Source organism: Solirubrobacter ginsenosidimutans (assembly GCF_027587205.1).
Window position 1 is genome coordinate 75,136 of sequence record NZ_JAPDOD010000002.1, and the last position, 22,372, is coordinate 97,507.

Below are 22,372 nucleotides of genomic sequence, written 5' to 3' on the forward strand. Positions count from 1 at the left end.
TCGCTTACGGAGTCGCCGTCGGGACCGGTGTGGCGTCGGTCGGGGGTGGCGTCGCCGAGGGTGCCGCCTGGAGCGGCGTGACGGCGGGCGTCGGTGAGGCCGTGACGCTCGGCGTCGGGGTCTCGGTCACGCTCGGGGTGGGCGTCTCGGTCGCCTCCGGGGTCTCCGTCGCGGTCGGCGTGGCCGTCTCGGTCGCGGTGGGCGTCGGCGTGGCCGTGCTGCTGGAGCTCTTGCCGCCGAGCAGGCCCGTGGAGCGCTGGTCGTTGCCGATCTGGTGGCCGAAGACGGCCAGCTCTGACGCGGTGACGACGCCGGCGCCGATGACCGCCGCGAGCAGGCCGGTGATGACGGCCAGCCGCAGCGGGAAGCGGCGCGGCGGGCGCTCCTCCTCGTAGAGGCCGAACGGGTCCTCACGGCGTGGCGGCAGCTGCTCCGGGCCCGCCCCGCGAGCGCCCACGCCGGTGGGCTGCTCGCTGCGCATGGCGGCGCCCGTGGCCGAGCGGCGCGTCACCTTCGGGACCGACGAGGTGATGACCTTCGCGGGGCGGTTCAGGAGCTCCGAGGTGATCGCGACGATGATCGGGGTGATGGCGGTGGCGATCAGCGAGCCTCGCTCCCAGAACATGGGCACCACGATGGCGGCGGCCACGGCGGCGAGGCTCGAGATCACCAGGGTCTGCAGCGAAAGGGTGCTCCCGCCTTTGTCTTGCTTCTCCGGGCTCACCCCACCGACGTTAGCGCTCGACCTTCGAGCCCGGGACGATGTCGTCGCGGCCATCGGGCCAGCGCACCCACGCCTTGTGCCCGCCGTCGTAGTCGGGGCCCCAAAGGACCAGCGTCGCGGGCTCGCCGAGCGCCGTGCACGACTCGCTGCCCTCCGGGTCCAGGCCGCGCCAGATGCGCACGAACGGGTTGTGCTCGAGCTCGTCGGCGACGGTGCTCGGGTCCGTGTGGCCGGGGCGCAGGACGGTCTCTGAGGGGAGCGTGAGGATCACGTTCATGATCGAGTCCTTGATGTCCTCGAAGCTGGTCGAACCGGGCGCGCGGACGCCGCCCACCGAGCGCTTGAACAGCGTGTCGCCGGTGAACAACTGACCGTCGACCAGAAGGTTGAGCATCCCGGAGGTGTGGCCGGGCGTGTGCAGCGCCTTGACCGTCAGGCCGCCGATCTCGACCTCGTCGCCCGGGTTCAGGTCGCCCGTCGTGCCGGGAACGCGCTCCTCGGGGTGGGCGAGGACGGTCGCGTCCGGCCAGCGCTCGAGCGCCTGGCCGAGGTCGACGATGTGGTCGCCGTGGTGGTGGGTGAGGAGGATGTGGGTGACGTTGAGCCCGTGCTCGTCGGCCTTCGCGAACAGCGGCTCCATCGGGCCGCCCGCGTCGACGAGGAAGGCGTCGGTATTCGGCCCGGCCGCCACGAGGTACGTGTTGGTCAGCCAGCCATCGCTCATGGAACGCTCGACGATCATGGCCATGACGGTACTCTCGGCCACGTTATGGAGCTCATCCACACGTGCTACCGGATCGGTGAAATCGACCGCTCCGTCGCCTTCTATGAGGCGCTCGGCTTCGAAGAGCGCCGGCGGATGCCGATCCGCGAAGAGGCGATCAACGTCTTCATGGGCCTGCCCGGCGACGGCGACCGGCTCGAGCTGACGTACAACCACGGCGTCGACTCCTACGAGCTCGGCACCGGCTACAACCACGTCGCGCTCACCGTGGACGACATCACCGCGACGCTCCAGCGGCTCGGCGAGCAGGGCATCGAGCCCGAGAAGCCGCCGTATCGGGTGCGCGAGGGCGGGTCGCTGATCGCGTTCGTCCGCGATCCGGATGGTTACCGGATCGAATTGATCGAGAAGAACTAGCCGCATGCCTGAGTCTCGACTCGCCGTCATCGACTGCGGGTCGAACTCGTTCCGGTTGGTCGTCTTCAACTACACCGATTCCTGGTGGAAGCGCACGGACGAGATCCACGAAGCCGTGCGCGTCGGTGAAGGCCTGGACGCGACCGGCAAGTTGCAGGCGGACCCGATGGAGCGCGCGCTGGAGACGCTCGAGCTCTACGCGCACTTCTGCAACGCCATCGGGATCGACGCGATTCGCGCCGTCGCCACCTCCGCGATCCGCGACGCGTCCAACCAGGCCGCGTTCCTGAAGGCCGCGCGCAAGCGCTCGGGCCTGCTGATCGAGGTCCTCTCGGGGGAGGAGGAAGCCCGCTACGGCTACTTGGCGGCGGTCAACTCGACGACCCTCTCCCAGGGCGTCGTGCTCGACCTCGGCGGCGGCTCGATGCAGCTGACCCGTGTCGACGGCCGCGAGGAGACCGAGGGTCGCTCATGGCCGCTGGGCGCCGTGCGCATGACGGAGCGCTTCCTGCCCGAGGGCGACAAGCCCAGGCGCAAGCAGATCAAGGCGCTGCGCGATCACGTGGCGTCCGAGGTCGAGCGGGCAGGGTGGCTCGACGAGGGCGGCCGGCTGACCGGTGTCGGTGGCACGGTCCGCAACCTCGCCGCCGCGGCGCAGCTCGCCGCCGGCCTGCCGTCCTACGGCATCCAGGGCTTCCGGATCACCCGCGACGCCCTGAGGGACCTGATCGAGACGTTCTCGGCGATGACCGCCTCCGAGCGCGCGTCGGTGCCCGGGATCAAGTTCGCCCGCGGCGACCTGATCCTCGCGGGTGCGGTCGTGATCGACACGGTGATGGAGGTGGGCGGCTTCGGGATGATCGAGGCCACGGCCGCCGGCCTGCGCGAGGGGGTCTTCTTCGAGTCGCTGCTCGGCGACCCGCCGCTGTTCGACGACGTCCGCGAGGTCACGGTGCGCAACCTCGCGGCCCAGTACGAGGCCGACTTCGCCCACACCGAGCACGTCGCCCAGCTCTCGCTGGAGCTGTGGGACGGCCTGGCCGCGGCGGGCGTGCATCGCGGCGACCCGAAGGAGCGCGAGCTGCTGTGGGCGACGGCGATGCTGCACGACATCGGCACCGCGATCGACTACGACGACCACCACAAGCACTCCCGCTACCTGATCCTCTCGGCGGGCATGCCGGGCTACAGCCCGCGCGAGGTGGCCCTGATCGGCCAGGCCGCCCGCTATCACCGCAAGGGCAACCCGGGCCTGGGGGAGTTCACGGCGCTGGCGCGGCCGGGTGACGAGGAGCTGCTGAACCGGATCGCGGCCGCGGTCCGGATCGCCGAGCAGCTCGAGCGCTCCCGCGACCAGGCCGTGCACGCCTGCGACATCGTGGTCGAGGACTCAAGCGTGTCCTTGCGCCTAAGGGCCGAGGTCGACGTCACGATCGCCCGCTGGGCGACCGAGCGTCAGGGCGACGTGTTCCGCAAGGCGTTCGGGCGCGAGCTCAGCGTCAGCTGACCGCGCGGGGAGAGCTCGTAGCCGATCTTGAGGCTGATCGTCAGCCCGAGCTCCTTCAACTTGCGCACGTCGCGCTTGAACGGCAACGTCTCGCGGCCGAAGGACTGCGCGAGGTCGGGCGCGCGGAGTCCGGGGTGGTCGGCGATCGCCTGGAGATACTCATACGTCCACTCGCCCATCCGCTCGAGCTTGGCGAACACCGCCTCGTCGGGCGGCAGCTCGCGCAGCGCGAGTCGCGGGTCGGGGCCCGCGACGTGCAGGGCGATCCGATAGAAGTCGCCGGTGCGCCTCGGGAACGCGTCGAGCACCGCCTGGCCGCTCGCGTAGCCGGCGGCCCGCGCGTCCTTGTTCGTCGGCCGCTTGACCTTGTCGACCGCGGTCACCTCGAGCACGCCGATCGGCGTCCGCAGCTTCGAGCCCACCTTCACCCGCGGCGTCTCCCAGCGCCGGAACGCGAGCGTGATGGTGCCCGCCTGGAGGCCCTCGAGGTCCGCCGGCCTAAAGAGCACGGAACCGCGCGGTGAAGCCCGGGCCCTTCGGTGCCGCGCACATCGGGCCGGATTGCATGACGCCTTCCGGGAACGGGGCGAGCCGCACGGGCTGCTCGCCGCAGGAGATCTGGACGCTGTCGCGGTCGCGCACGGCGCGGATCTCGTACCACCCGTCGGCGTCCGGCTCCGGCGCCGGCTGCTGCGACCAGTCGCTGACACCGTTGGTGACGACGACGCTGAGCCACAGCCGGCCGTCGAGCTCCAGCCCGCACTTGATCCAGTGCTCCTCGTCGAGGCGGAGCATCAGCCCCGCCTGGTCGTACTGCGCGGCGAACTCGCCGCGGAAGCGCACGCCCATTTGACCCGTGTCCGCGAAGTGCCCGTTGTCGCGGATGAAGCCGTAGTGGGTCGTGCGCCAGAAGTCGGTCTCCGGCTCAACGGCCACGGTGAGATCGGACGCGTCGCCCGACCACACCGCCGGCTCGTTGAGCCACTTCACCTAGACCTCTTGGATCTGCAGCAGCGACGTCGTGCCCGGCTTGCCCGAGGGCAGGCCGGCGGTGATCCCGACGCGCTCGCCCGGCTTCACCCACCCGAGCTCGACGACCCGCGCCGCGGCGGCCGCGATCAGCTCCTCGGTGACCTCGTAGCGGCGCATCGACGCCGCCTGCACGCCCCACATCAGCCCGCAGCGGCGCACGGTCTCGCGCCCGGGGGAGAGCGCGATGATCGGCACCGTCGGCCGGTGGGCGGAGATCAGCCGCGCGGAGCGGCCGCTGAGGGTGGGGCAGACCAGCGCGGCGAGGTCGAGCTCGTGCGCCGCCCGCGTCGCCGTGTAGGCCAGCGTGTACGCCGGGTCGCGCCGGTCGCGCCGCACCCGCCGCTCGTTCCACTCGCGGTAGGGCGCGGTCTGCTCGGTGCGCTTGGCGATCGTCGCCAGCATCGCCACCGACTCCACCGGCCACGCGCCCACGGCGCTCTCCTGCGAGAGCATCACCGCGTCGGTGCCGTCGAGGATCGCGTTGGCGACGTCGGTCACCTCGGCGCGCGTCGGGCGCGAGGAGGCGACCATCGAGTCGAGCATCTGCGTCGCGGTGATCACCGGGCGGGCGAGGGCGCCCGAGAGGCTGATGATCTGCTTCTGCACGATCGGGACTTCCTCGATCGGCATCTCGATGCCGAGGTCGCCGCGGGCGACCATCACGCAGTCGGCCGCGCGGACGATCTCCTCCGCACGCGTGACCGCCTGCGGCTTCTCGATCTTCGCCACCAGCGGCAGCCGCGTGTGCTTGCGCAACTCGACGATCTCCTCCGCGCGACGCACGAACGAGAGCGCGATGATGTCGACGCCGATCCGCTCGCCGGTGCGCACGTGCTCGAGGTCCTCCTCGGGGACCGCGGGCAGGGCCGCGGTCTCGCCGGGGATGTTCAGGCCCTGGCGCGAGGCGACCGCGCCGCCGATCTCGACGACGGCGTCGATCTCGCCGTCGTCGGGCCGCACCGCGCTGACGCGCAGGCGGACGGAGCCGTCGGCGAGGTAGATGATCTCGCCCTCGTCGACCGTCGAGGCGAGGCCGGCGTAGGTGATGAACAGCCGCGAGGCGTCGCCCTCACCGCCGTTGGGCCCGCAGACGAACGTGGTGGCGTCGCCCGGCTTGAACTCCACCACCCCGTCGCGAAGCTTGCCGATCCGGAGCTTTGGCCCCGGGAGGTCCTGCAGGATCGCGACCTGGCGGCCGGCGCGACCGGCGGCCTCGCGGACGCGGCGCGCGGTTTCCGCGTGCTCGTCGGCGCTGCCGTGTGAGAAGTTCAGGCGGGCGACGTCCATCCCGGCCTCGACCATGCGGACGAGAACCTCAGGATCACGGGACGCGGGCCCGATGGTTGCGACAATCTTCGTGCGGCGCTGCATCAGCGCCGCACGATATAGAGCGTCAGGTGCCGACCACGTATTGCGGAAGCGTGAACGTCTGGTAGAGCGTCGGGTAGGAGGTGCTGAAGCGGACCCGGCTGCGGAAGCGGAACGTGTAGACGCGGTCGGCTCGCGGCGCGTTGAGCGTGGCCTTGAAGCGCCCGTCACCGGCCGGCTTGAAGCGGGCGACGACCGACTCCTTCCCGCAGGAGACCTGGCGGGTGACGGTGACCGTCTGGACCGGGGTCGCCAGCGGGCGTGAGATGCGGCCGCTGAGCGTCACCTTGCGTGTCCCGGCCTTGCGCGTGCCGGTCACGATCATCCGGCGCTCGAGCTTGAGCGCCAGCGACTTCTCGGTGCCGATGGAGGCGCGGTAGCGGGCGGCGTTGGTATGCCGGAGCGAGACGGGCGGGAGCTTTGCGTCGGTCATGAACAGGCCGCTCTTCGGGACTTTCAGGGTCGCGACCGTCCGCCGGTTCCAGAGCGAGCGGATGCGCACCGTCTTGTCCGCGAAGCGTCGCGGGTCGGCGGCGCCCTGCAGGAAGACGCGTCCGCCCTTCTGGACGACGTCGATCAGCGTCAGGCGCCGGGTCGTGCAGCCGGACTTGGTCGAGCCCAGCCCGAGGGCGGCGGCGGCGATCGAGCCGCAGCCGACGCCGGTGGCATCGACCGTCGCCTCGCCCACGACGGCGTCCAACAGCGGCGTGCCGGCCAGCTCGACCCTGACGTGGAGCGCGCGGCGGGTGAGCTTGTCGCCGGAGACGAGTTGCTCGCCGGGGGTCGTGCGCACCCGCAGCGCGGTCGCCGGGACCGCGAGATCCGGCAGCGTGTCGAGGACCGGCTGGAGCGCGTTCTGCAGCATGACCAGGTCCACCCCCGCGGGGGCGAGCACCTTCGTGACGTCGAGCTTCGATGGATCGAGCGTCTGCGAATCGAGCGTCAGGTTGCGGTCGACGGCGTCGGTCGTGCTGAGCGTGGTGCCGAGCGCGGACAGCGCACCGATGCGCGACGTCCCGCTCAGCGCCGGCGTCCCGGCCTGACCGGTCGCGCCCGCGTCGGCCGTCAGGTCCTTGACGGACAGCAGCGGCCCGGCGGCGCCGACCAGCGCGGCGAGCGCGGGGCCGAGGTCGACGGCCCCGATCCCGGGCACGCCGATCACGTTCCCGCCGGGAAGCTGCGGCACCGGCAGGGCGGGCAGCGGGAGCGCGACGTTGAGCTCGCCGATCCCGGCCGACGCCGGCGGCCTGGGGAGCACACGCCGCGGCGCCGCGGTTGGCGGTGATGGGCTCTTGCGCGGGGGCGGTGGCGACGGTGAGGCGGAGCGCGCCGGCGTCGCATTGGAAGGAGGCGGCGCTCGCGGGGGCCGGGGCGAGCGCGGCGAGGACGGACGTGCCGAGGACGAGGGGCAGGAACCGGTGCATGGCGGCTACAACGTCGAGCGGTCAGGGAACTGGCGGGCAAGGACGCTGTACCGCGCACATCTGGGTAGCGCAGTGTCATGGCCCATGCCACATCCAGCACCGAGCGTTCGACGAACGGGAAGAACGACGTCCCGGAACAACCGACCGACCTGCCCAAGGAGGCCTTCCCCGCGATCCTCAAGCGGACCTTCAAGCAGTTCGGGGAGGACCAGCTGACCACCTGGGCCGCGGCGCTGACCTACTTCGGCGTGCTGTCGCTGTTCCCGATGCTGCTCGCGCTCGTCTCCGTGCTCGGCGTGATCGGCCCCTCGGCGACCCAGCCGCTGCTCGACAACCTGAGCAGCGTGGCTCCAGGCCCCGCCAAGGACATCCTCACGAACGTGTTGACGAGCCTGGAGTCCAACCAAGGCGGCTCGACGGTCGCGCTGATCATCGGCCTCGCGGCGGCGATCTGGGCCGCCTCGGGCTACATCGGCGCGTTCATGGACGCGTCCAACAATGTCTGGGACGTGCCCGAGGGCCGGCCGATCTGGAAGAAGATCCCGGTCCGGCTCGGCGTCACCGTCGCGCTGCTGGTCCTGCTCACCGTCACGGCGCTGGCCGTCGTCTTCACGGGCCCGGTCGCGCAGAAGGCGGGCGACGTCATCGGTCTCGGCGGCACCTTCGTCGACGTCTGGAGCATCGCCAAGTGGCCGATCCTGCTGCTGATCGTGTCCTTCATGATCTCGCTGCTGTATTGGGCGTGCCCGAACGTCAAGCAGCCGGGCTTCCCGTGGGTCACGCCGGGCGGGCTGTTCGCGGTCGTGCTGTGGCTGCTCGCCTCGCTGCTGTTCGCGTTCTACGTCTCGAAGTTCTCCTCCTACAACAAGACCTACGGCAGCCTCGGCGGCGTGATCGTGTTCCTGACCTGGCTCTGGATCACGAACATCATCGTGCTGCTCGGCGCCGAGCTGAACTCCGAGATGGAGCGCAGCCGGGCGATCCGCGGCGGCCACCCGCCTGAGCAGGAGCCCTACCTGCCGCTGCGCGACGAGCCGAAAACGGACGGCTAGGAGTCACGGCTCGCGGATGACGCCCGGGCTCGGTGCCCGGGCGCCGTCGGCCACGAAGTCCCACTCGCGGGCCGTCCAGCGGACGCGCGGGTCGAGCACCGCGGCGACCGGCGGCGCCGCGCTCGTGTCACCGTCGCCGGAGCGTGACATGGAGCACCTGTTCGCTTGAGCCGAACGCGACGCGCACCGTGACCTTCAGCCGGTGGCGCTTCGCGAGCGCGCGGCGCGCGGCTCGCGAGGGTTTGAGCACGACCTGCGTCTCGCCGGCGGCGGCGACCTTGCGCGAGGCGCCGGCCACGCGGAGCCGGCCGGACGTGGCGCGGACCTTCACGACCCCGGCGCCCGGCGCCGCGACGCGCACGACGATCCGGCGCCGCGAGTCCACCCGCGCCGCCAGCGCCTTGAAGGCGGGCGGGGCGACGGGTGCGGCGGCCGCGGCCCAGTCGGTGCCCTCGCACTGGTCGGAGAGGTAGATCGAGTCGTCGAAGACGTCGATCGGGTCGGCCACGACCGCATCGGTGCCCGGCCCGCAGCTGATCTGCTCGCGGGCGCCGTCGCGGGCGTCGATCCGGTCCTGTCCGCTCGCGCAGGCGGCGGCGATGCAGGCGCCGACGTCGTCGCCCCAGAACCGGTCCACGCCTTCACCGCCCACGAGGACGTCGTCGCCGTCGTCGCCGCCCAGCACGTCCTGCCCATCGTCCCCGGTCAGGCGGTCGGCGCCCGGCCCGCCCACGAGTTGGTCGTCGCTGCCGCCGCCCGCCAGCACGTCGTCGCCCTCGCCGCCGGAGAAGGCGTTGCGCCCCGCGTTCCCGGTCAGCACGTCGGACCCGTGGCCGCCGATGACCGTCCCGATGTCGGGCGCGATGTTGTCGCCCTCGCCCGCCGCACCGTCGTTGGCGACGCCGTCGGGGCTGAGCGCGAGGTTCTCGCTCCGCCCTTCGTAGGTGACGCTGTCGCTCCCGCCGCCGCCCACGTAGGTGTCGGCGCCGTGGGTGAGGCTCTCGTCCTCGCACGCGCACGGCACGCCCTCGAGATAGTCGTCGCCGGGGCCGCCGTCGAGGAGGTCGTCGCCGTCCTGGCCGAGCAGCGTGTCGGTGCCGACGCCGCCGCGCAGCACGTCGTTTCCTCCCTGCCCGAAGATCGGGGTGTCGTTGCCGTTTCCGGCATCGACCGTGCTCGGGCCGTCCCAGTCCCAGTAGGAGTCGTCGCGGTCGCCGAGGTTGGCGACGAAGCCGGCCGGGAGTGGGCAACGCGCGGTGTCGCCGGCGATCGGGTCGCTGCCGGCGACGACGCACCCGCCGGTGGCGGCGGTCACGCGCGCGCCGCTGTCCCAGACCTGCAGACAGGGGGCGCCGAGGCCGGTGCACATGGAGTCATAGGGAACGACGGAGACGGCGACGCGGTTGGACTCGCCCGGCGCCGCCGTGTACGTGACGGTGGAGCCGGTGCCGGCGATCTCGCTCGCGGCGGCGGGGGAAGCGGTGGCGAGCGCCGTGACGGCCAACAGGAGGCCGATCCGGGGGGAGGCTGCGCGCATGGCGTCCTTTCGGATGTGGGGAGGCTGCGCACCCTCCGTCAAGGACCTCAACGAAACCTGAACGGGGCGGTATGGTCGCGCCGTGGTGGGTCCGGACGTCGACCTCCAGCTGTGCGGCGAGCTGCGCGTGGAAGTCGACGGCCGCCGCCGCGAGCGCGAGCTTCCCGGTCGCCTCGGCCGCCTGCTGCTCGCCTACCTGGTGCTGAACCGGCACCGCGCCGTCACGCGCGACGAGCTGATCGACGCGCTGTGGGCGCAGGGCGCGCCGGACGATCCCGGCGCGACGCTCAGCACCCTGCTCTCCGCGCTGCGGCGAACGCTTGGCCCGGAGCTCGTCGTGGGGCGAAGCGAGCTGCGGCTCGTCCTGCCCGCGAACGCGCGGCTCGACGTCGAGCAGGCGGCGCGGGACGTCGAGGGAGGCGAGCCGGAACGGGCGCTCGCGGTCCTGGAGCAGGTGCTGCTGCCCGAGCTCGACGCGCCGTGGCTGGACGAACGCCGGCGCGAGCTCGAGGAACAGCGGCTGCGCGCGTTCGAGCTCGCCGCGCGCGCCGCGCTCGCCCGCGGCGACGCGCGGGCCGCGGAGGTGGCGAGCGGGCGGCTCGTGGCCCTCGCTCCGTACCGGGAGGCGGGCTACGCACTCCTGATGGAGGCGCAGGAGGCGCAGGGGAACGTCGCCGAGGCGCTGCGGACGTTCGAGCGCCTCCGGGCGCTGGTCCGCGACGAGTTGGGCGCCGTGCCGTCGCCGGAGCTGCGCGCCGCTCACGCCCGGTTGCTCGAGCCGCCGCCCGCCCTCCCGCTCCCACCGGCGCTGTCCCGGCTCGCCGACCGCCGCTTCGTCGGCCGCGCGGGCGTCCTCGCCCTCCTGCGCGATCGTCTGGCGCGCGGTGGCCGGCAGTTCGTCTTCCTGACCGGCGAACCGGGCATCGGCAAGACGAGTGTGGTCGCGGCGTTCGCTCGCGAGGCGCATGAGCGCGGCGACGCCGTCGTCCTCTACGGCCGCTCCGACGAGGACGCGCTCACGCCGTACGGTCCGTTCCCCGAGATCCTCTCGCAGTGTCTCGCGCGTGAGGTGCTGACCGATCAACGGGAGCGCGGTCTCGAGCGCTACTGGCTGTTCGAGGCCGTCACCGCCGCGCTGGCGGAGTTGGGCCCGCTCGTGCTCGTCTGCGACGACCTGCACTGGGCCGATCGCCCGACGCTGCAGCTCGTGCGCCATCTCGCTCGCGCGTCGCGGCCGCACACGCTGCTGTTCGTGGGGACCTACCGGGAGGCGGAGGCACCGCTGCGCGAGCTGATCGCCGACCTGCGCCGCGAGCAGGTCTTCGAGGGCGTCTCGCTGGCCGGGCTCGACGACGCCGAGGCCGGCAAGCTGCTGGCCGGGCTCAGCGAGTCGATGGTCGCGAGGCTGGTCGAGCTGGCGGGTGGGAATCCACTCTTCCTCGACGAGCTGCGCCGTTCCGTCACCGCGGCGCAGGACCCGGCGCACATCGCGATTCCGGAGGGCATCAAGGACGTGGTGCTCGGCCGCGTCGCCCGCCTGGGTGAGCGCGCCCACGACGCCTTGACGCTGGCCGCCGTCGCCGGTGAGACCTTCAGCCCCGCGATCCTCGGGTCCTCCGACGCGGTGCTCGACGTGCTCGACGAGGCGCTCAACGCCGGGCTGCTCACCCCGACCGACGAGCCGTTCCGGCTCGCGTTCGCGCATGCGTTGATCCGCCAGACGCTCTACGAGAGCATCAGCGAGACCCGGCGGATCCACCTGCACCATCGCGTCGCCGAGCGCCTGGAAGCCTCCGGCCGCCGCGATCCCGCCGAGCTGGCGCACCACTTCTTCCGCGCGCGGCACGTCGCCGGCCCGGAGCCGGCGATCCGCTACGCCCGCCAGGCCGCCGCGCGGGCCGCGGCGTCGCTGGCGTGGGAGGACGAGGCGCTGCAGCTCGAGCGGGCGCTGGAGGCCGACCCGCCGGACCCGGGCGAGCGCGTTGAGCTGCTGCTGGCACTGGGGGAGGCGCGCATGCGCGGCGGGCTGGCGGCGGGGCGGACCGCGTTCGCCGAGGCCGCGCGGCTCGCCCGCGGGAGGTCGGCGGAGCAGCTCGCCCGCGCCGCGATCGGCTACGGCGGGCGCTACTACGAGGCCGGGGTCGTCGACGACGAGCTGATCGCCCTGCTGCGTGAGGCGCTGGCCGAGCTGCCCGAAGGCGCGCTGCGCTGCCGGGTGCTGGCGCGGCTGGCTGAGATCCTGCACTTCGCGGGCGAGCTCGACACCTCGCGGCGGCTGTCGGAGGAGGCCGTGGCGATCGCCCGTGGCCTCGGCGACGGCGACCTGCTCGCCGCGGCGCTGACCGGGCGCCACGTCGCGCTGCTGCATGTCGCCCACGTCGATGAGCGAATCGCGATCGGCCGTGAGGTCCTCGCGCTGGCTGACCGTGCCCGCAACCCCCGGCTCGAGCTGCAGGCGCTGCACGCGCGGATCTTCGATCGGCTGACGCTCGGGGATCTCCTCGGCGCCCGGCAAGACCTCGAGCGCCTCGACGCGCTCGCTCAGGCGCTGCGTGAGCCGTTGTTCGCGCATTTCGTCGTCGGCTGGTCGTGCGTGTTCGCGCAGTTCGACGGCCGCCTCGACGAGGCCGAGCGGCTCGCGCTGGAGTCGTTCGAGCTGCGCCGCGAACTCGAGACCCGCGACGCGGGGAGCGTGCTCGCGGCCCAGCTGTTCATGATCCGGCGCGCTCAGGGCCGGGTCGGCGAGCTGCTGCCCGCCGTGCTGGAGGCGGTGCAGCAGTCTCCGGCGCTGGCCGCGTGGCGGGCCGCGCTGCCGCTGGTCCACCTCGCCGCGGGCGAGGAGGAGCGGGCGCGCGAGGCGCTCGCACGGGTGGACCCCGCCGCGATCCCGCGCGACTTCTTCTGGCTCACGGCGCTGACGTTGTTGAGTGAGGCGGCCGCGGCGCTGCGGGCGCCGACGTCGGAGCTCTACCGGCTACTGGAGCCGTTCGCGGGGCGCTTCGTGCAGATCGGCTACGCCGCGGGCGACGGGCCGGTCGCACGCTCGCTCGGCCTGCTCGCCGCGGCGTCCGGCGACGCGCCACGCGCCGCCGCGCACCTCGAGCACGCCCTCGCGCTCTGCTCGGGCGCGCCGGCGCTCGAGCTGCGGGCCCGTGCAGATCTCGCTGTCACAGCGTCGTGAGCCCGCGCAACGATCTGGGTGCATGGCGCGTGACGACCACAAGCTGCTGCGGCGGATCGCCGCGGGTGACGACCGTGCGTTCTCCGCCTTCTACCGGGCGCACCTGAACGCGGTCGTCGCCTTCTTCCGCCGCCGGGTGCCGGACGCCGAATTGGCCTTCGACCTGGCGGCGGAGACCTTCGCGGTCGTCGCCGCGCGGGCCGACACCTTCGACGGCAGTGGTCCGCCGGCGGCGTGGCTGTTCGGGATCGCCCGCAACAAGCTGCGCGAGAGCCTGCGGCGGGGGCGGGTCGAGGACGAGGCTCGCCGCGCGCTCGGGCTCGCGCCCGTGGCACTGGACGACGAGGACCTCGAGCGGGTCGAGGAGCGGGCGGCCGGGGGCGGTCCGGCGTTGGAACGCGCCTTGGCCGCTTTGCCCGAGCCGATCCGGGCGGCGCTGCTCGCGCGGGTCGTCGACGAGCGCGAGTACGACGAGATCGCCGCGGAGCTCGAGTGCTCCGAGCAACTGGTGCGCCAGCGGGTACATCGCGGCCTGGCCCGGCTGCGCGCCGGGTTGGAGGAGACACGATGAAGGACGCCTTCGACGACCTCGAGCGCGAGTTGCGCTCGGCTGTCCGGGCCCGGCGCAGGCCGCGGCTGCTGCGGACCCCGCTCCTCGCGCTCGCCGCCGCGCTGGTGCTCGGCGGCGGCGGCGCGGTGGCCGCGACGCAGATCAAGAGCAGCCCGGACGAGCGACGCGAGGGCATCGCGCTCGCCGAGCAGGCGATCAACGACACGCACGACGTCGGCGGGTGCAGCCACGAGGGCAAGCCGCGGCAGACGGTCGTGACCGACATCCCGGTGCTCCCCGCGATCGCTCGCGCACTGCCGGCGTTGACGAAGCCGGACCCCCGCGGCGTCGTGCCGGTCAAGAGTCCCGTGACGGGGCGGGTGCTGCGCGACACGGCGCGGATGATTCCGATGGGGGGAGGCCTGCGCCTGCGCGTCTACGTGCTCGACGGCCCCGACCTGACCGCCAAGACCGACCCGCGGGCCTGCATCGCGACCCGCCGCGCTCGCGTCGCCGAGCTCGCCGCGGGCCGCTCGCGGGCCGTCCGCGCGGCTGCCGATCGCAGGCTCACGCAGACGCGCGACACCGCGCCCGGGCTGCAGACGCTGTGGGTCATGGCCTTGCACGGAACGCACGAGGGCGGGTTCGGGACGGGGCTCCGCCTGCGGCCCGACGACCAGCTCGAGCCGGGCATCATCGCCAGCGGCAGCACCGGGCGCTTCGTGGACAGCGGTCGGCGTTACGTCGGCATCGCGGACCCGCGGACGGCGCGGGTGCTCGTCGATCCGGCCCATGGGCGGTCGAAGCGGGTGCGGGTGCGCGAGGGCTTCTACTCGTTCGCGCTGCCTCGTGGGGCGGGGCATGTCGAGTTGCGCGAGGTCGATGGTTCGGGCGCGACGGTGCGCTCGTTCCCGCTCAGAGGTTGAACGTCAACTGCGCCGGGTGGGGAGGGGGGAGTGGCGCACCCTCCGGGTCTGCCTGCCGTGAGTCCGCCGCTCGGCGCGGCTCTGTTGGCTCGAATTGCCGTGTTGGGATACCGACAGTTACGGGCGTGGTGCTGACACCCCCGTCCGCGCCGGGCCTTGCGGTGATCGGTTTCGGCGAGCAACGAAGTCATGCGCGAGGGGGGTGACGAACAAATGCGTCCTGTGAGGACGCAAATGTTCCTCACCCCCACCAGCGCGCCAACTCGACCAGTGCGAACCTGATCGAAACGCGCGATCTGTCGCTCAAACGCGCACGGTCCACCACGGCGACCGGCGCGCCACTCCCCCACCCGGCGCAGTTGAAGTTCGTCCCTAGACCTGAAAGCGACCGTCAACGAGCAGCGGCTCACCGTCCACGGAGAGCGTCCCACCCGCCCGCAGATCGCAGATCATGTCCCAGTGCACCACGGAGTCGTTGGTGCCGCCGGTCTCCGGATACGAGCGCCCCACGGCCAGGTGCACGGTGCCCCCGATCTTCTCGTCGAAGAGGATCGCGCCGATCGGGCGGTCGATGCCGAAGTTCGTGCCGATCCCGAGCTCGCCCAGGAAGCGGGCGCCCTCGTCGGTGTCGAGCGTCGCCTGCAGGTAGGCGTCACCGCGCTCGGCCTTCGCGCTCACCACCCGCCCCGCCCGGAACTCGAGCGTGACGTCCTCGACGACCACGCCGCGAGGTGCCGTGGGAATGGTGAACCGGATGACGCCCTCGGCGGACGTCTCGTGCGGGCCGGTGAAGACCTCGCCGGACGGCATGTTGCGCTTGCCGTCGGAGTTCACCCACGTCCGGCCCTCGACGTTGAGCGTCAGGTCGGTGCCTTCGGCCTGAATCCGGATCTCTCGCGCCGGCGCGAGCCTTTCGATCAGCCCCGCCTGGAACGCGCGCAGCTCACCCCACGCGGCGACCGGGTCGTCACGATCGAGGAACAGCGCCCGCTCGACGAACGCCTCCAGCTCACGCGTCCCCATTCCCGCCTGCTGCGCGGCCGCCGGCGTCGGCCACAGCGTGATCGACCAGCGCTTGGCCACCCGCGCCTCGCGCAGCGGTGCCTGGGCCCGCGCCGCGCGCGCCATCCGCGCCGGGTCGACGGACGCCAGCGCGTTGGCGTTGTCGGTGGCCTGGATGCGCAGCGACGCGTCCAGCGCCTGCGCCGCCGCCAGCTCGGCCGAGGGGAACGAGTCCAGCGCCGCGTCGGTCACCGCGGCCCAGTAGCCCTCGGACTGCCCGGGCAGTGAGACGTCCAGCAGCGGCCAGGCGCCCCGTTCGAGGATCTCCCGCTGCAGCGCCAGCAGCAGCGGCGCGGCGAGCGTCGTGGAGGACACCTGGATCTGCTGTCCCGGCTGGACCTCGAGGCAGTAGTCGGTCAGCAACCGCGCGAAGCCGTCGACGTTCATCACGGAGCCTCCATGTCGGGGAAGTGTTCGGCGAGGTGGGCGCGCAGCGTCTCGCGGATCCAGCGCCGCTCGTCCACGGAGGCGAAGCGGAACCGCGCGAGCAGCTCCTTCTGGCGCGTGATCGGCTCGACGCCGCCGATCGCCCAGCTGACCGCCAGCCGCTCGAAGAGGAACTCGACCGATCGCTGCCAGGCGTCCTCCTGGGAGAGGATGTTGCCCTTGGCGACCTCCGCGTATTGCGCGCGGGTCGCCGGCGTCAGCGCGCCGCGCAGCACGAGCACCGAATCGTGCTCGTCGCGGTAAGCGCTGTTGGGCGCCCGCGGGCGCTCGTTGCGTCGGCCCTTCTTCGCCATCGCTCGGACGGTAGCGTCCCGGTCCGATGCGGGACCGCAAGCCCACCAGGACACGCGATCACGGCCGTGGCGAGCGGGTGCTGCCGGGCGTCTGGCGCCTGCGGCTGCCGCTCGGTCTGCCCAACGTCCCGCACTGCAACGCATGGGCGCTGAAGGCAGGGAACGGGATCGTCCTCGTCGACACGGGGATGCACGATCGCGACTCGATGGGCAACCTCGAGCGGGCGCTCGAGGAGGCCGGCTTCAAGATCCGCGACGTCAAGCTGATCGTGATCACCCACGCCCACATCGACCATTGCGGGCAGGCGCCGCCGATCGCCACGCGCTCCGGAGCCGAGATCTGGATGCATCCCGCCTGGAAGCTGCACGCCGCGCACCCGCCCGATCTCGACGAGACGATCGAGGTCGCGCTGCAGAGCGGCGTGCCCGAGGAGCCGTTGCGCCGCTGGGCGGAGCGGCGTCGCGGCCACGGGACCGGCCAGGCGGGCGTGCTCTACGCCGACAAGGACCTCCTTCCCGGCGTGACGATCGAGACTGACGCCGGGACGTGGCAGGTGGTCGAGACGCCCGGCCACGCGCCGTCGCACGTCTGCCTGCACCAGCCCGAGCAGCGGCTGCTGATCTCCGGCGACCACCTGCTCGGGCGCGTCTCGCAGTTCTTCGACGTCGGCTATACGCCCGATCCGGTAGGGGAGTTCCTGCACTCGCTGGACGTCACCGACGCGCTCGACACGCGCCTCGCATTCGCCGGCCACGCTCGCCCGTTCACTGACGTCGCCGGCCACATCCAGGCCAACCGGGACCTCGTCGCCCGCAACCTCGACGCCGTCCGAGCCGCGCTGCGCAGCGGCGACAAGACCGCTTACGAGACCGCCCGCACCGTCTACGGCAGGCACTTCACCGTCGAACTGGCGAGCTGGCAGATGACGATGACGACCGCCTGGCTCACCCACCTCGAGGTGCTCGGCGAGGTCACCAGGACCCCCTCGGAGGGCGAGGATCCCGCCGAGCGCTGGACGGTCGCTCCCTAAACTGCCCCGATGCGCATCGACGAGCGGATCGCGAGCGGAGCCGAGCCGGCCTTCTCGTTCGAGTTCTACCCGCCCAAGACCGACGACGGCGAGGCGAACCTGGCCACAGCCCTCACCGAGTTGGCACGGCTGGAGCCGACGTTCGTCTCGGTGACCTACGGCGCCGGCGGCACACCCGCCGAGCGGGGCAAGACGATCGACATCGTCAGCCGGATCAAGGCCGACCACGGCCTCGAGGCGATGGCGCACTTCACGTGCGTGGGCGCGACGGTCGACGAGCTGCGCACGGTGCTGGACCGGATGCGCGACGCCGGCATCGAGAACGTGCTCGCCCTGCGCGGCGACCCGCCCGCGGGCGTGGACGCGAGCGAGTGGGTTGCGGCCGACGGCGGGCTGCGTTACTCCCGCGAGCTGATCGAGCTGATCCGCGCCGACTACGACTTCGCGGTCGGCGCCGCGTGCTTCCCGGAGGTCCACCTGGCCGCCGAGTCCGCGGAGTCAGACCTCAAGTACACCCGCGAGAAGGTCGACGCGGGCGCGAAGTTCCTGATCTCCCAGCTCTTCTTCGACAACCAGGTCTACTACGACTTCGTGGCCCGGGCGCGCGACGCCGGCATCGACGTCCCGATCATCCCGGGCATCATGCCGATCACCAACGCGGCCCAGATCAAGCGCTTCACGCAGATGTGCGGCGCGTCGATCCCGCCCGGCCTGCTGCGCGAGCTCGAGCTGCGGATCGACCAGCCCGAGGCCGTCGCCGACTTCGGCGTCGCCTACGCGACGATGCAGTGCGCCGACCTCCTCGCCAACGGCGCCCCCGGCATCCACTTCTACACGCTCAACCGCTCGCCCTCGACGCGCGCGATCCTCAGCGCCCTGCGCTGCCTGGCGCCCTGGCGCCGCGCCGTCACCGCGTAGTCACGTACAGCGCGCCCTTGCGGGCCTGGATGAAGTTCACGCGGCCGGGCTTGCTCGTCCACACCGGCACCCGGGAGACCGACGCGAAGCGCGGCTTCCCGAAGCTGCCGTCGGTGCCGCGGACGGCCGTGTAGGACTGGTCGAAGTTGCGCCGGAAGACGAGCACCTGGCGTCCGCCGGGCCACGTGAACAGCTGTGGATCCCGGCAGCCCTGCTTCGCCGCCTGGCAGAGCGCCAGGACGTCGTCGGCGGGGTGCACCGCACGCGATCCCTCGACGACCCACACGCTCGGGTCCTCGTGCGCGGCGGGCGGATCGATCGCGGCGAACGCGCCGCGCTGCTGGCGCATGGCGGCCCCGGTGGCATCACCGGGGGCGACGTCCTGGTAGGGCGCCTGGTCGCGCCACGTCACGACCATGGTGCCGTCGGTGGCGATCGCCGTGATCGAGATGGCGGGTTGCAGATCGCCGCTGGCGCGCAGGTCCTGCGCGGCTGCGAAATCTTCGCCCGGTTCGCGGACCGTGACCCGTACGCCGCCCTGGAGCGTCGGGGCGGCGATCGCGACCGTGCCCGACCGATTGCTGGCCAGGTCCCACCCAGGGTGCTGCGTGTCGCCTTCCCACACCGTATTGACGCCCGTCAGCACCGTACGCTGCGGCCCGAGCTTTCCGGTGCGGTCCCAGGTGCGGACGCGGACCGCGTCGCCGGCGTCCCACGCGACCAGGCCGGCGCCGCCTTCGAGCCGCGCGAACCGGACCGCGTGTGGGCGCCTGGTCGCGAGCGTCACCTGCCGCCAGCGGTCGTGTGCGCCGAATACGGCGAGCTTGGTCGTGGTCCGGCGGCTCACGACGACGGCGAGGCGCTGACCTTGACCCGACGAGGCGGTCAGGCTGTGCCCGTCAGAGCCGATCGCGAGCGGGATCCGCTGGGCGGCGTGCGCCGTCGCGGTGAAGGCCACCAGACCGATCAGGCCGGTTGCGAGTGCTGGTAGTCCTTTGCGCATATGCCCGTCCGGAACGCGTTGCGGCCGGACAGGTTGCGCCTATGAGGTCGTGCGGCGCTCCCGAGGGAGGTCGCGGTCGGCGGCCTCCAGCAGCTCCATGACGTCGGCGCCCTCGGTGGTCACCGCGGCGCCGACGGACAGGCCGACGGGCGGGTCGGCGGTGACGAGCTCGACCGGCAATGAGCCCTCGACCTCGTCGACCAGTGCGCTGATCGTCGCGCGGCCGATCTCCTGGCTGCCGCGCACCCACACCCCGAACTCGTCGCCGCCGAGCCGCCCCGCGACGCCGTGGCGGGCGAGCACCCGCGCGACCTCGGTCAGGACCAGATCGCCGGAGCGGTGGCCGTGGGTGTCGTTGATGCTCTTGAAGGCATCGACGTCGCAGACCAGCAGGGTGCCGTCGGAGCCCGCGGCGAGCTCGCGCTGGACGGCGTCGATCCAGCTGCGGCGGTTGTGCAGGCCGGTCAGGTCGTCGGTGTGGGCGATGGCTTCCAGGCGCCCGACGGCCTCGGAGAGATCGCCGGTGGCGCCCGCCGGGGCGACGCCCGCGCGCTCGGCGACCTCGTCCAGCAGTTCAGTGCTCGCGTCGAGCTTCTCGAGCGCGATGCCGAGCAGCGTGCGGTCGATCTCGTTGCCCGCCAGCAGGTGGGCGATCGAGTCGGCGATCTGGACGCAGGCGGCCTCGCGGGTGGGGGAGGCGAGACCGGTCGGGCCGCCGTGGTGGTAGGCGATGGCTTTCGTGACCGCGTCGTCGGGCTCGCTCAGGCCGACCAGCAGCGCGCCTGCGGCGGCGTGGTCGAGGCCGAGGCGCTTGCGCTCTAGCGCCGCGCGCGGGGCGCCGACGGGCTCCTCGGCGGCGATCTCCTCCAGCGCGACGACCCCGAACGCCGCGGGCATCAGCAGCTTGCCGACGTCGTGCAGCAGGCCGGCGAGGTGGGCGGTGTCGGTGTGGGCACCGCGCAGCTCGGCGGTCGTGTAGGAGTAGGCGGCGACGGTCACGGCGTGAACGTGCAGCTGGCCGCGGCTGAGGTGCGCACCGCCCGGGAAGCGCTCCAGGAAGCGGTAGGTGGCGGCCTCGAGCGCCACCCGGACGACAGCGCGACGGCCGAGCAGGGTGACCGCTTGGCGGATCGTGCGCGCGCGGATCGGTCGCGCGTTGGCGGCCGAGTTGGCGTAGCGCAGGAGGTTGGCCGCGAACGCCTCGTCGGACTCGATCACCGCGACGAGGTCGCTGGTGGAGCCGTTGGGGTCGTCGGCGAGTGTGCGGATGCGGGCGACCGTCCCGCCGAGCACGGGCAGGGGTCCGATACGCCGGAGGGCGTCGTGCACGCGCGTGTCGGGCTTGGAGAATCGGGGCATCCGCAAGTCTCATCGGCCACCCTGAGGACCTGCATGAGCGTCCGTCTAGGGGCGGGTTTTCGGTGTGCTGGGCTCGATGTCGAGAGCGTGGGCCACCTGGGGATGGCCGTCCTGCTCCCAGGCGATATCGATCTGGTCGTTGCGCCTGTAGGTCCCGATACCCCATGCGCCCCAGAACCATCGCCAGAAGCCGAGTTTTCCTTCCTTGATCAGTTCTCGCGAGAACACGAGCGCGCCGTCGGCGACGCGATAATCGCGCCCGAACTCCTGCTTGACGCCGTTCACGTAGACCGTGAACGGCTCGCGCACACCCGGCGGTAGGGGGACCCGTGTCTCGTCCATGTCGGGCCGGATGATCGCATCCGGAGGGCGCTCTACCCTCGTGGACCGCCGTGTCCATGCCGTATCGCATCCGCCGCTCCGATCGCGCTCGCCGCATCCGGGTCAGCGTGGACAACGATGGACAGGTCGAGGTCGTGCTCCCGCGGCGCTCTCCCGAGCGGCACGCCGAGGAGGCCGTCCGGCAGCTGGGTCCGTGGATCGAGCGGCGCAAGCGCGCGGTCGCGCGGGCGGTCTCGGAGATGGAGCGCGAGGCGGGCACCGTGCCCTACCTGGGCGAGACATTGCGGCTCGTGCCCGAGGCGGGGCGGGAGCGGGTCCACCGGCGCGGTGACGAGCTGCTGGTGCCCGCGGGTGACCCGCGCGAGGCGCTGGAGCGGTGGTACCGGCGTCAGGCGCGGCTGGAGATCGCTCCCCGCCTGGACGCGGCGACCGCCCGCGCCGGCACGAGCTACAGCGGGCTGACGATCCGGGGTCAGCGCACCCGCTGGGCGTCGCGCTCCTCGTCGGGCGGGATGTCCTTCAACTGGCGGCTGCTGCTCGCGCCGCCCGAGATCCTCGACTACGTCGTCGAGCACGAGGTCGCCCACATCGAGGTGATGGACCACTCGCCGCGCTTCTGGCGGCTGCTCGCGTCGCGCTCCCCGCGCTGGCGGGAGCATTCCGCCTGGTTGAAGCGCTACGGGTCGACGCTCACGCTGTGAGCGTGCGGCGCAGCGCGGCGAGCGGGCTCTCGCCGTGTTCGGGCTCGATGATCGTGCGGCCGATCCGGCCGGTCCAGGCGACCGCGGAGCCGTCGCCGTGGATGTCGAGCCCGGCGCGCACGCCGTCGCCCTTGAGCTCGATCCGCAATGCCACCAGATCGCCGGGCTCGTAGCGGCGGCTGACGAAGTCCACCGCCTCGCGCCGGGTCGCGGTCTCCGCGTACGCCTCGAGCAGATCGATCGCCTCGCCCAGCGTCTCCCGCTTGTCCTTCTCGATCGCCGGCCCGCGCCGGACCGTCAACCGGTAGCTCAAGGCACCTCGTCCAGCAACGCCTTCACACCGTCCCAGCGCGCGATCTCGCAGCCGTCGGTGCGCGTGAAGGTCGCGTCCACCGCATCGCCGCGGATCGTGCCCTTGATCGTCGCCTGCTCGGGTCCGCCGAAGATCTGCGTGCAAGCCACGTCGCCGCCGGTCTTCTGCAGGTCCGCGGCCGAGATGCCCGCCGCGGCCCCACACGCCTGGCTGTCCGTCGGCTTGGCACAGTCGAGCTTGAGCTCGCGAGGCTGGCCCGAGCCCTTCGCGCCGTCGTCATCGACGGTCACCACCAAGCTCGCGAGCTGTCCCGTCGGCCCACCCGCCTGCGTGGCCTCGTCCGACCCACATCCCGCCAACACGGCGGCGACCAGCAGTCCCAGCCCAAGGCGGCGCATTCCCACCAGAGTAGTGAGAAACCTAAAGGGACTGTCCCTTTACCTTCGCCTCCGGCCAGAGCC

General features: G+C 72.4%; 24 protein-coding genes. 9 read left to right on the forward strand and 15 right to left on the reverse strand.

Annotated elements, in window-relative coordinates; all coding sequences use genetic code 11:
* Nucleotides 1–4: 4 nt before the first annotated feature.
* Together OM076_RS02805 and OM076_RS02810 are read right to left on the reverse strand one after the other, a co-directional pair.
* Nucleotides 5–724 carry a hypothetical protein gene (locus OM076_RS02805; protein WP_270037859.1) on the reverse strand — a complete coding sequence of 240 codons (720 nt, stop codon included), beginning with the start codon at nucleotides 722–724 and terminating at the stop codon, nucleotides 5–7.
* Nucleotides 725–734: 10 nt separating this feature from the next.
* On the reverse strand, nucleotides 735–1,466 hold the full coding sequence (locus OM076_RS02810) for an MBL fold metallo-hydrolase (RefSeq protein ID WP_270037860.1): 732 nt from the start codon (nucleotides 1,464–1,466) through the stop codon (nucleotides 735–737).
* A gap of 27 nt (nucleotides 1,467–1,493) precedes the next feature.
* Between OM076_RS02810 and OM076_RS02815 the strand changes: the two genes are divergently transcribed.
* Nucleotides 1,494–1,865: a VOC family protein gene (locus tag OM076_RS02815; RefSeq protein WP_270037861.1), complete on the forward strand. Its 372-nt coding sequence runs from the start codon at nucleotides 1,494–1,496 to the stop codon at nucleotides 1,863–1,865.
* A gap of 4 nt (nucleotides 1,866–1,869) precedes the next feature.
* Nucleotides 1,870–3,372 carry a Ppx/GppA phosphatase family protein gene (locus tag OM076_RS02820; RefSeq protein WP_270037862.1) on the forward strand — a complete coding sequence of 501 codons (1,503 nt, stop codon included), beginning with the start codon at nucleotides 1,870–1,872 and terminating at the stop codon, nucleotides 3,370–3,372.
* Here OM076_RS02820 and OM076_RS02825 read toward each other — a convergent pair.
* From OM076_RS02825 to OM076_RS02840, 4 genes are read right to left on the reverse strand one after another with little or no spacing between them, the layout of a single operon-like run.
* Entirely contained in the window at nucleotides 3,321–3,881 is a 561-nt protein-coding gene (locus tag OM076_RS02825; protein ID WP_270037863.1) for a hypothetical protein, read from the reverse strand. The two genes, OM076_RS02820 and OM076_RS02825, sit on opposite strands and share 52 nt — an antisense overlap.
* A complete protein-coding gene (locus OM076_RS02830) occupies nucleotides 3,871–4,362 on the reverse strand; it encodes a DUF1349 domain-containing protein (protein ID WP_270037864.1) in 492 nt (163 codons plus the stop codon). Before OM076_RS02830 ends, OM076_RS02825 begins: the two co-directional genes overlap by 11 nt.
* The gene (pyk, locus tag OM076_RS02835) at nucleotides 4,363–5,775 is read right to left on the reverse strand and encodes a pyruvate kinase (RefSeq protein ID WP_270037865.1); all 1,413 of its coding nucleotides are present in this window, start codon (nucleotides 5,773–5,775) and stop codon (nucleotides 4,363–4,365) included.
* Nucleotides 5,776–5,797: 22 nt separating this feature from the next.
* The gene (locus tag OM076_RS02840) at nucleotides 5,798–7,030 is read right to left on the reverse strand and encodes a hypothetical protein (RefSeq protein WP_270037866.1); all 1,233 of its coding nucleotides are present in this window, start codon (nucleotides 7,028–7,030) and stop codon (nucleotides 5,798–5,800) included.
* Nucleotides 7,031–7,273: 243 nt separating this feature from the next.
* On the opposite strand from OM076_RS02840, the gene OM076_RS02845 reads away from it, so the two are divergent.
* On the forward strand, nucleotides 7,274–8,248 hold the full coding sequence (locus OM076_RS02845; protein ID WP_270037867.1) for a YihY/virulence factor BrkB family protein: 975 nt from the start codon (nucleotides 7,274–7,276) through the stop codon (nucleotides 8,246–8,248).
* Between the two features lie 3 nt (nucleotides 8,249–8,251).
* Here OM076_RS02845 and OM076_RS02850 read toward each other — a convergent pair whose 3' ends face one another.
* Both OM076_RS02850 and OM076_RS02855 read right to left on the reverse strand, forming a co-directional pair.
* Nucleotides 8,252–8,398, reverse strand: a complete 147-nt coding sequence (locus OM076_RS02850) for a hypothetical protein (RefSeq protein WP_270037868.1) — start codon at nucleotides 8,396–8,398, stop codon at nucleotides 8,252–8,254.
* On the reverse strand, nucleotides 8,376–9,785 hold the full coding sequence (locus tag OM076_RS02855; RefSeq protein ID WP_270037869.1) for a calcium-binding protein: 1,410 nt from the start codon (nucleotides 9,783–9,785) through the stop codon (nucleotides 8,376–8,378). The genes OM076_RS02850 and OM076_RS02855 overlap by 23 nt, the downstream gene beginning before the upstream one ends.
* An 85-nt stretch (nucleotides 9,786–9,870) precedes the next feature.
* Between OM076_RS02855 and OM076_RS02860 the strand changes: the two genes are divergently transcribed.
* From OM076_RS02860 to OM076_RS02870, 3 genes are read left to right on the forward strand one after another with little or no spacing between them, the layout of a single operon-like run.
* Entirely contained in the window at nucleotides 9,871–12,966 is a 3,096-nt protein-coding gene (locus OM076_RS02860; protein WP_270037870.1) for an ATP-binding protein, read from the forward strand.
* Between the two features lie 22 nt (nucleotides 12,967–12,988).
* The gene (locus OM076_RS02865; RefSeq protein WP_270037871.1) at nucleotides 12,989–13,537 is read left to right on the forward strand and encodes an RNA polymerase sigma factor; all 549 of its coding nucleotides are present in this window, start codon (nucleotides 12,989–12,991) and stop codon (nucleotides 13,535–13,537) included.
* The gene (locus tag OM076_RS02870; protein ID WP_270037872.1) at nucleotides 13,534–14,442 is read left to right on the forward strand and encodes a hypothetical protein; all 909 of its coding nucleotides are present in this window, start codon (nucleotides 13,534–13,536) and stop codon (nucleotides 14,440–14,442) included. The genes OM076_RS02865 and OM076_RS02870 overlap by 4 nt, the downstream gene beginning before the upstream one ends.
* A 372-nt stretch (nucleotides 14,443–14,814) precedes the next feature.
* Here OM076_RS02870 and OM076_RS02875 read toward each other — a convergent pair whose 3' ends face one another.
* Together OM076_RS02875 and OM076_RS02880 are read right to left on the reverse strand one after the other, a co-directional pair.
* Nucleotides 14,815–15,891, reverse strand: coding sequence for an aminopeptidase (locus tag OM076_RS02875; RefSeq protein ID WP_270037873.1), 1,077 nt, complete (start codon nucleotides 15,889–15,891; stop codon nucleotides 14,815–14,817).
* Nucleotides 15,891–16,244 carry a hypothetical protein gene (locus tag OM076_RS02880; protein WP_270037874.1) on the reverse strand — a complete coding sequence of 118 codons (354 nt, stop codon included), beginning with the start codon at nucleotides 16,242–16,244 and terminating at the stop codon, nucleotides 15,891–15,893. The genes OM076_RS02875 and OM076_RS02880 overlap by 1 nt, the downstream gene beginning before the upstream one ends.
* A gap of 26 nt (nucleotides 16,245–16,270) precedes the next feature.
* On the opposite strand from OM076_RS02880, the gene OM076_RS02885 reads away from it, so the two are divergent.
* Both OM076_RS02885 and metF read left to right on the forward strand, forming a co-directional pair.
* A complete protein-coding gene (locus OM076_RS02885) occupies nucleotides 16,271–17,275 on the forward strand; it encodes an MBL fold metallo-hydrolase (protein WP_270037875.1) in 1,005 nt (334 codons plus the stop codon).
* A gap of 9 nt (nucleotides 17,276–17,284) precedes the next feature.
* Nucleotides 17,285–18,193, forward strand: coding sequence for a methylenetetrahydrofolate reductase [NAD(P)H] (gene metF, locus OM076_RS02890; protein ID WP_270037876.1), 909 nt, complete (start codon nucleotides 17,285–17,287; stop codon nucleotides 18,191–18,193).
* On the opposite strand, the gene OM076_RS02895 is transcribed toward metF, so the two are convergent.
* The 3 genes from OM076_RS02895 to OM076_RS02905 all read right to left on the reverse strand — a co-directional run bounded on the left by OM076_RS02895 (nucleotide 18,183) and on the right by OM076_RS02905 (nucleotide 20,897).
* On the reverse strand, nucleotides 18,183–19,151 hold the full coding sequence (locus OM076_RS02895) for a hypothetical protein (protein WP_270037877.1): 969 nt from the start codon (nucleotides 19,149–19,151) through the stop codon (nucleotides 18,183–18,185). The two genes, metF and OM076_RS02895, sit on opposite strands and share 11 nt — an antisense overlap.
* 84 nt (nucleotides 19,152–19,235) lie before the next feature.
* Nucleotides 19,236–20,555 (reverse strand): sensor domain-containing diguanylate cyclase, encoded by a 1,320-nt coding sequence (locus OM076_RS02900; RefSeq protein WP_270037878.1) that lies wholly within the window; start codon nucleotides 20,553–20,555, stop codon nucleotides 19,236–19,238.
* 45 nt (nucleotides 20,556–20,600) lie between these two features.
* Complete coding sequence (locus OM076_RS02905) at nucleotides 20,601–20,897, reverse strand: hypothetical protein (RefSeq protein ID WP_270037879.1); 297 nt, start codon at nucleotides 20,895–20,897, stop codon at nucleotides 20,601–20,603.
* Between the two features lie 56 nt (nucleotides 20,898–20,953).
* Here OM076_RS02905 and OM076_RS02910 point away from each other — a divergent pair, with 56 nt between their 5' ends.
* Nucleotides 20,954–21,598, forward strand: coding sequence for a M48 family metallopeptidase (locus OM076_RS02910; protein WP_270038346.1), 645 nt, complete (start codon nucleotides 20,954–20,956; stop codon nucleotides 21,596–21,598).
* On the opposite strand, the gene OM076_RS02915 is transcribed toward OM076_RS02910, so the two are convergent.
* Together OM076_RS02915 and OM076_RS02920 are read right to left on the reverse strand one after the other, a co-directional pair.
* The gene (locus OM076_RS02915; RefSeq protein WP_270037880.1) at nucleotides 21,588–21,911 is read right to left on the reverse strand and encodes a hypothetical protein; all 324 of its coding nucleotides are present in this window, start codon (nucleotides 21,909–21,911) and stop codon (nucleotides 21,588–21,590) included. The genes OM076_RS02910 and OM076_RS02915 overlap by 11 nt on opposite strands.
* A complete protein-coding gene (locus OM076_RS02920; RefSeq protein WP_270037881.1) occupies nucleotides 21,908–22,309 on the reverse strand; it encodes a hypothetical protein in 402 nt (133 codons plus the stop codon). The genes OM076_RS02915 and OM076_RS02920 overlap by 4 nt, the downstream gene beginning before the upstream one ends.
* Nucleotides 22,310–22,372: the final 63 nt, after the last annotated feature.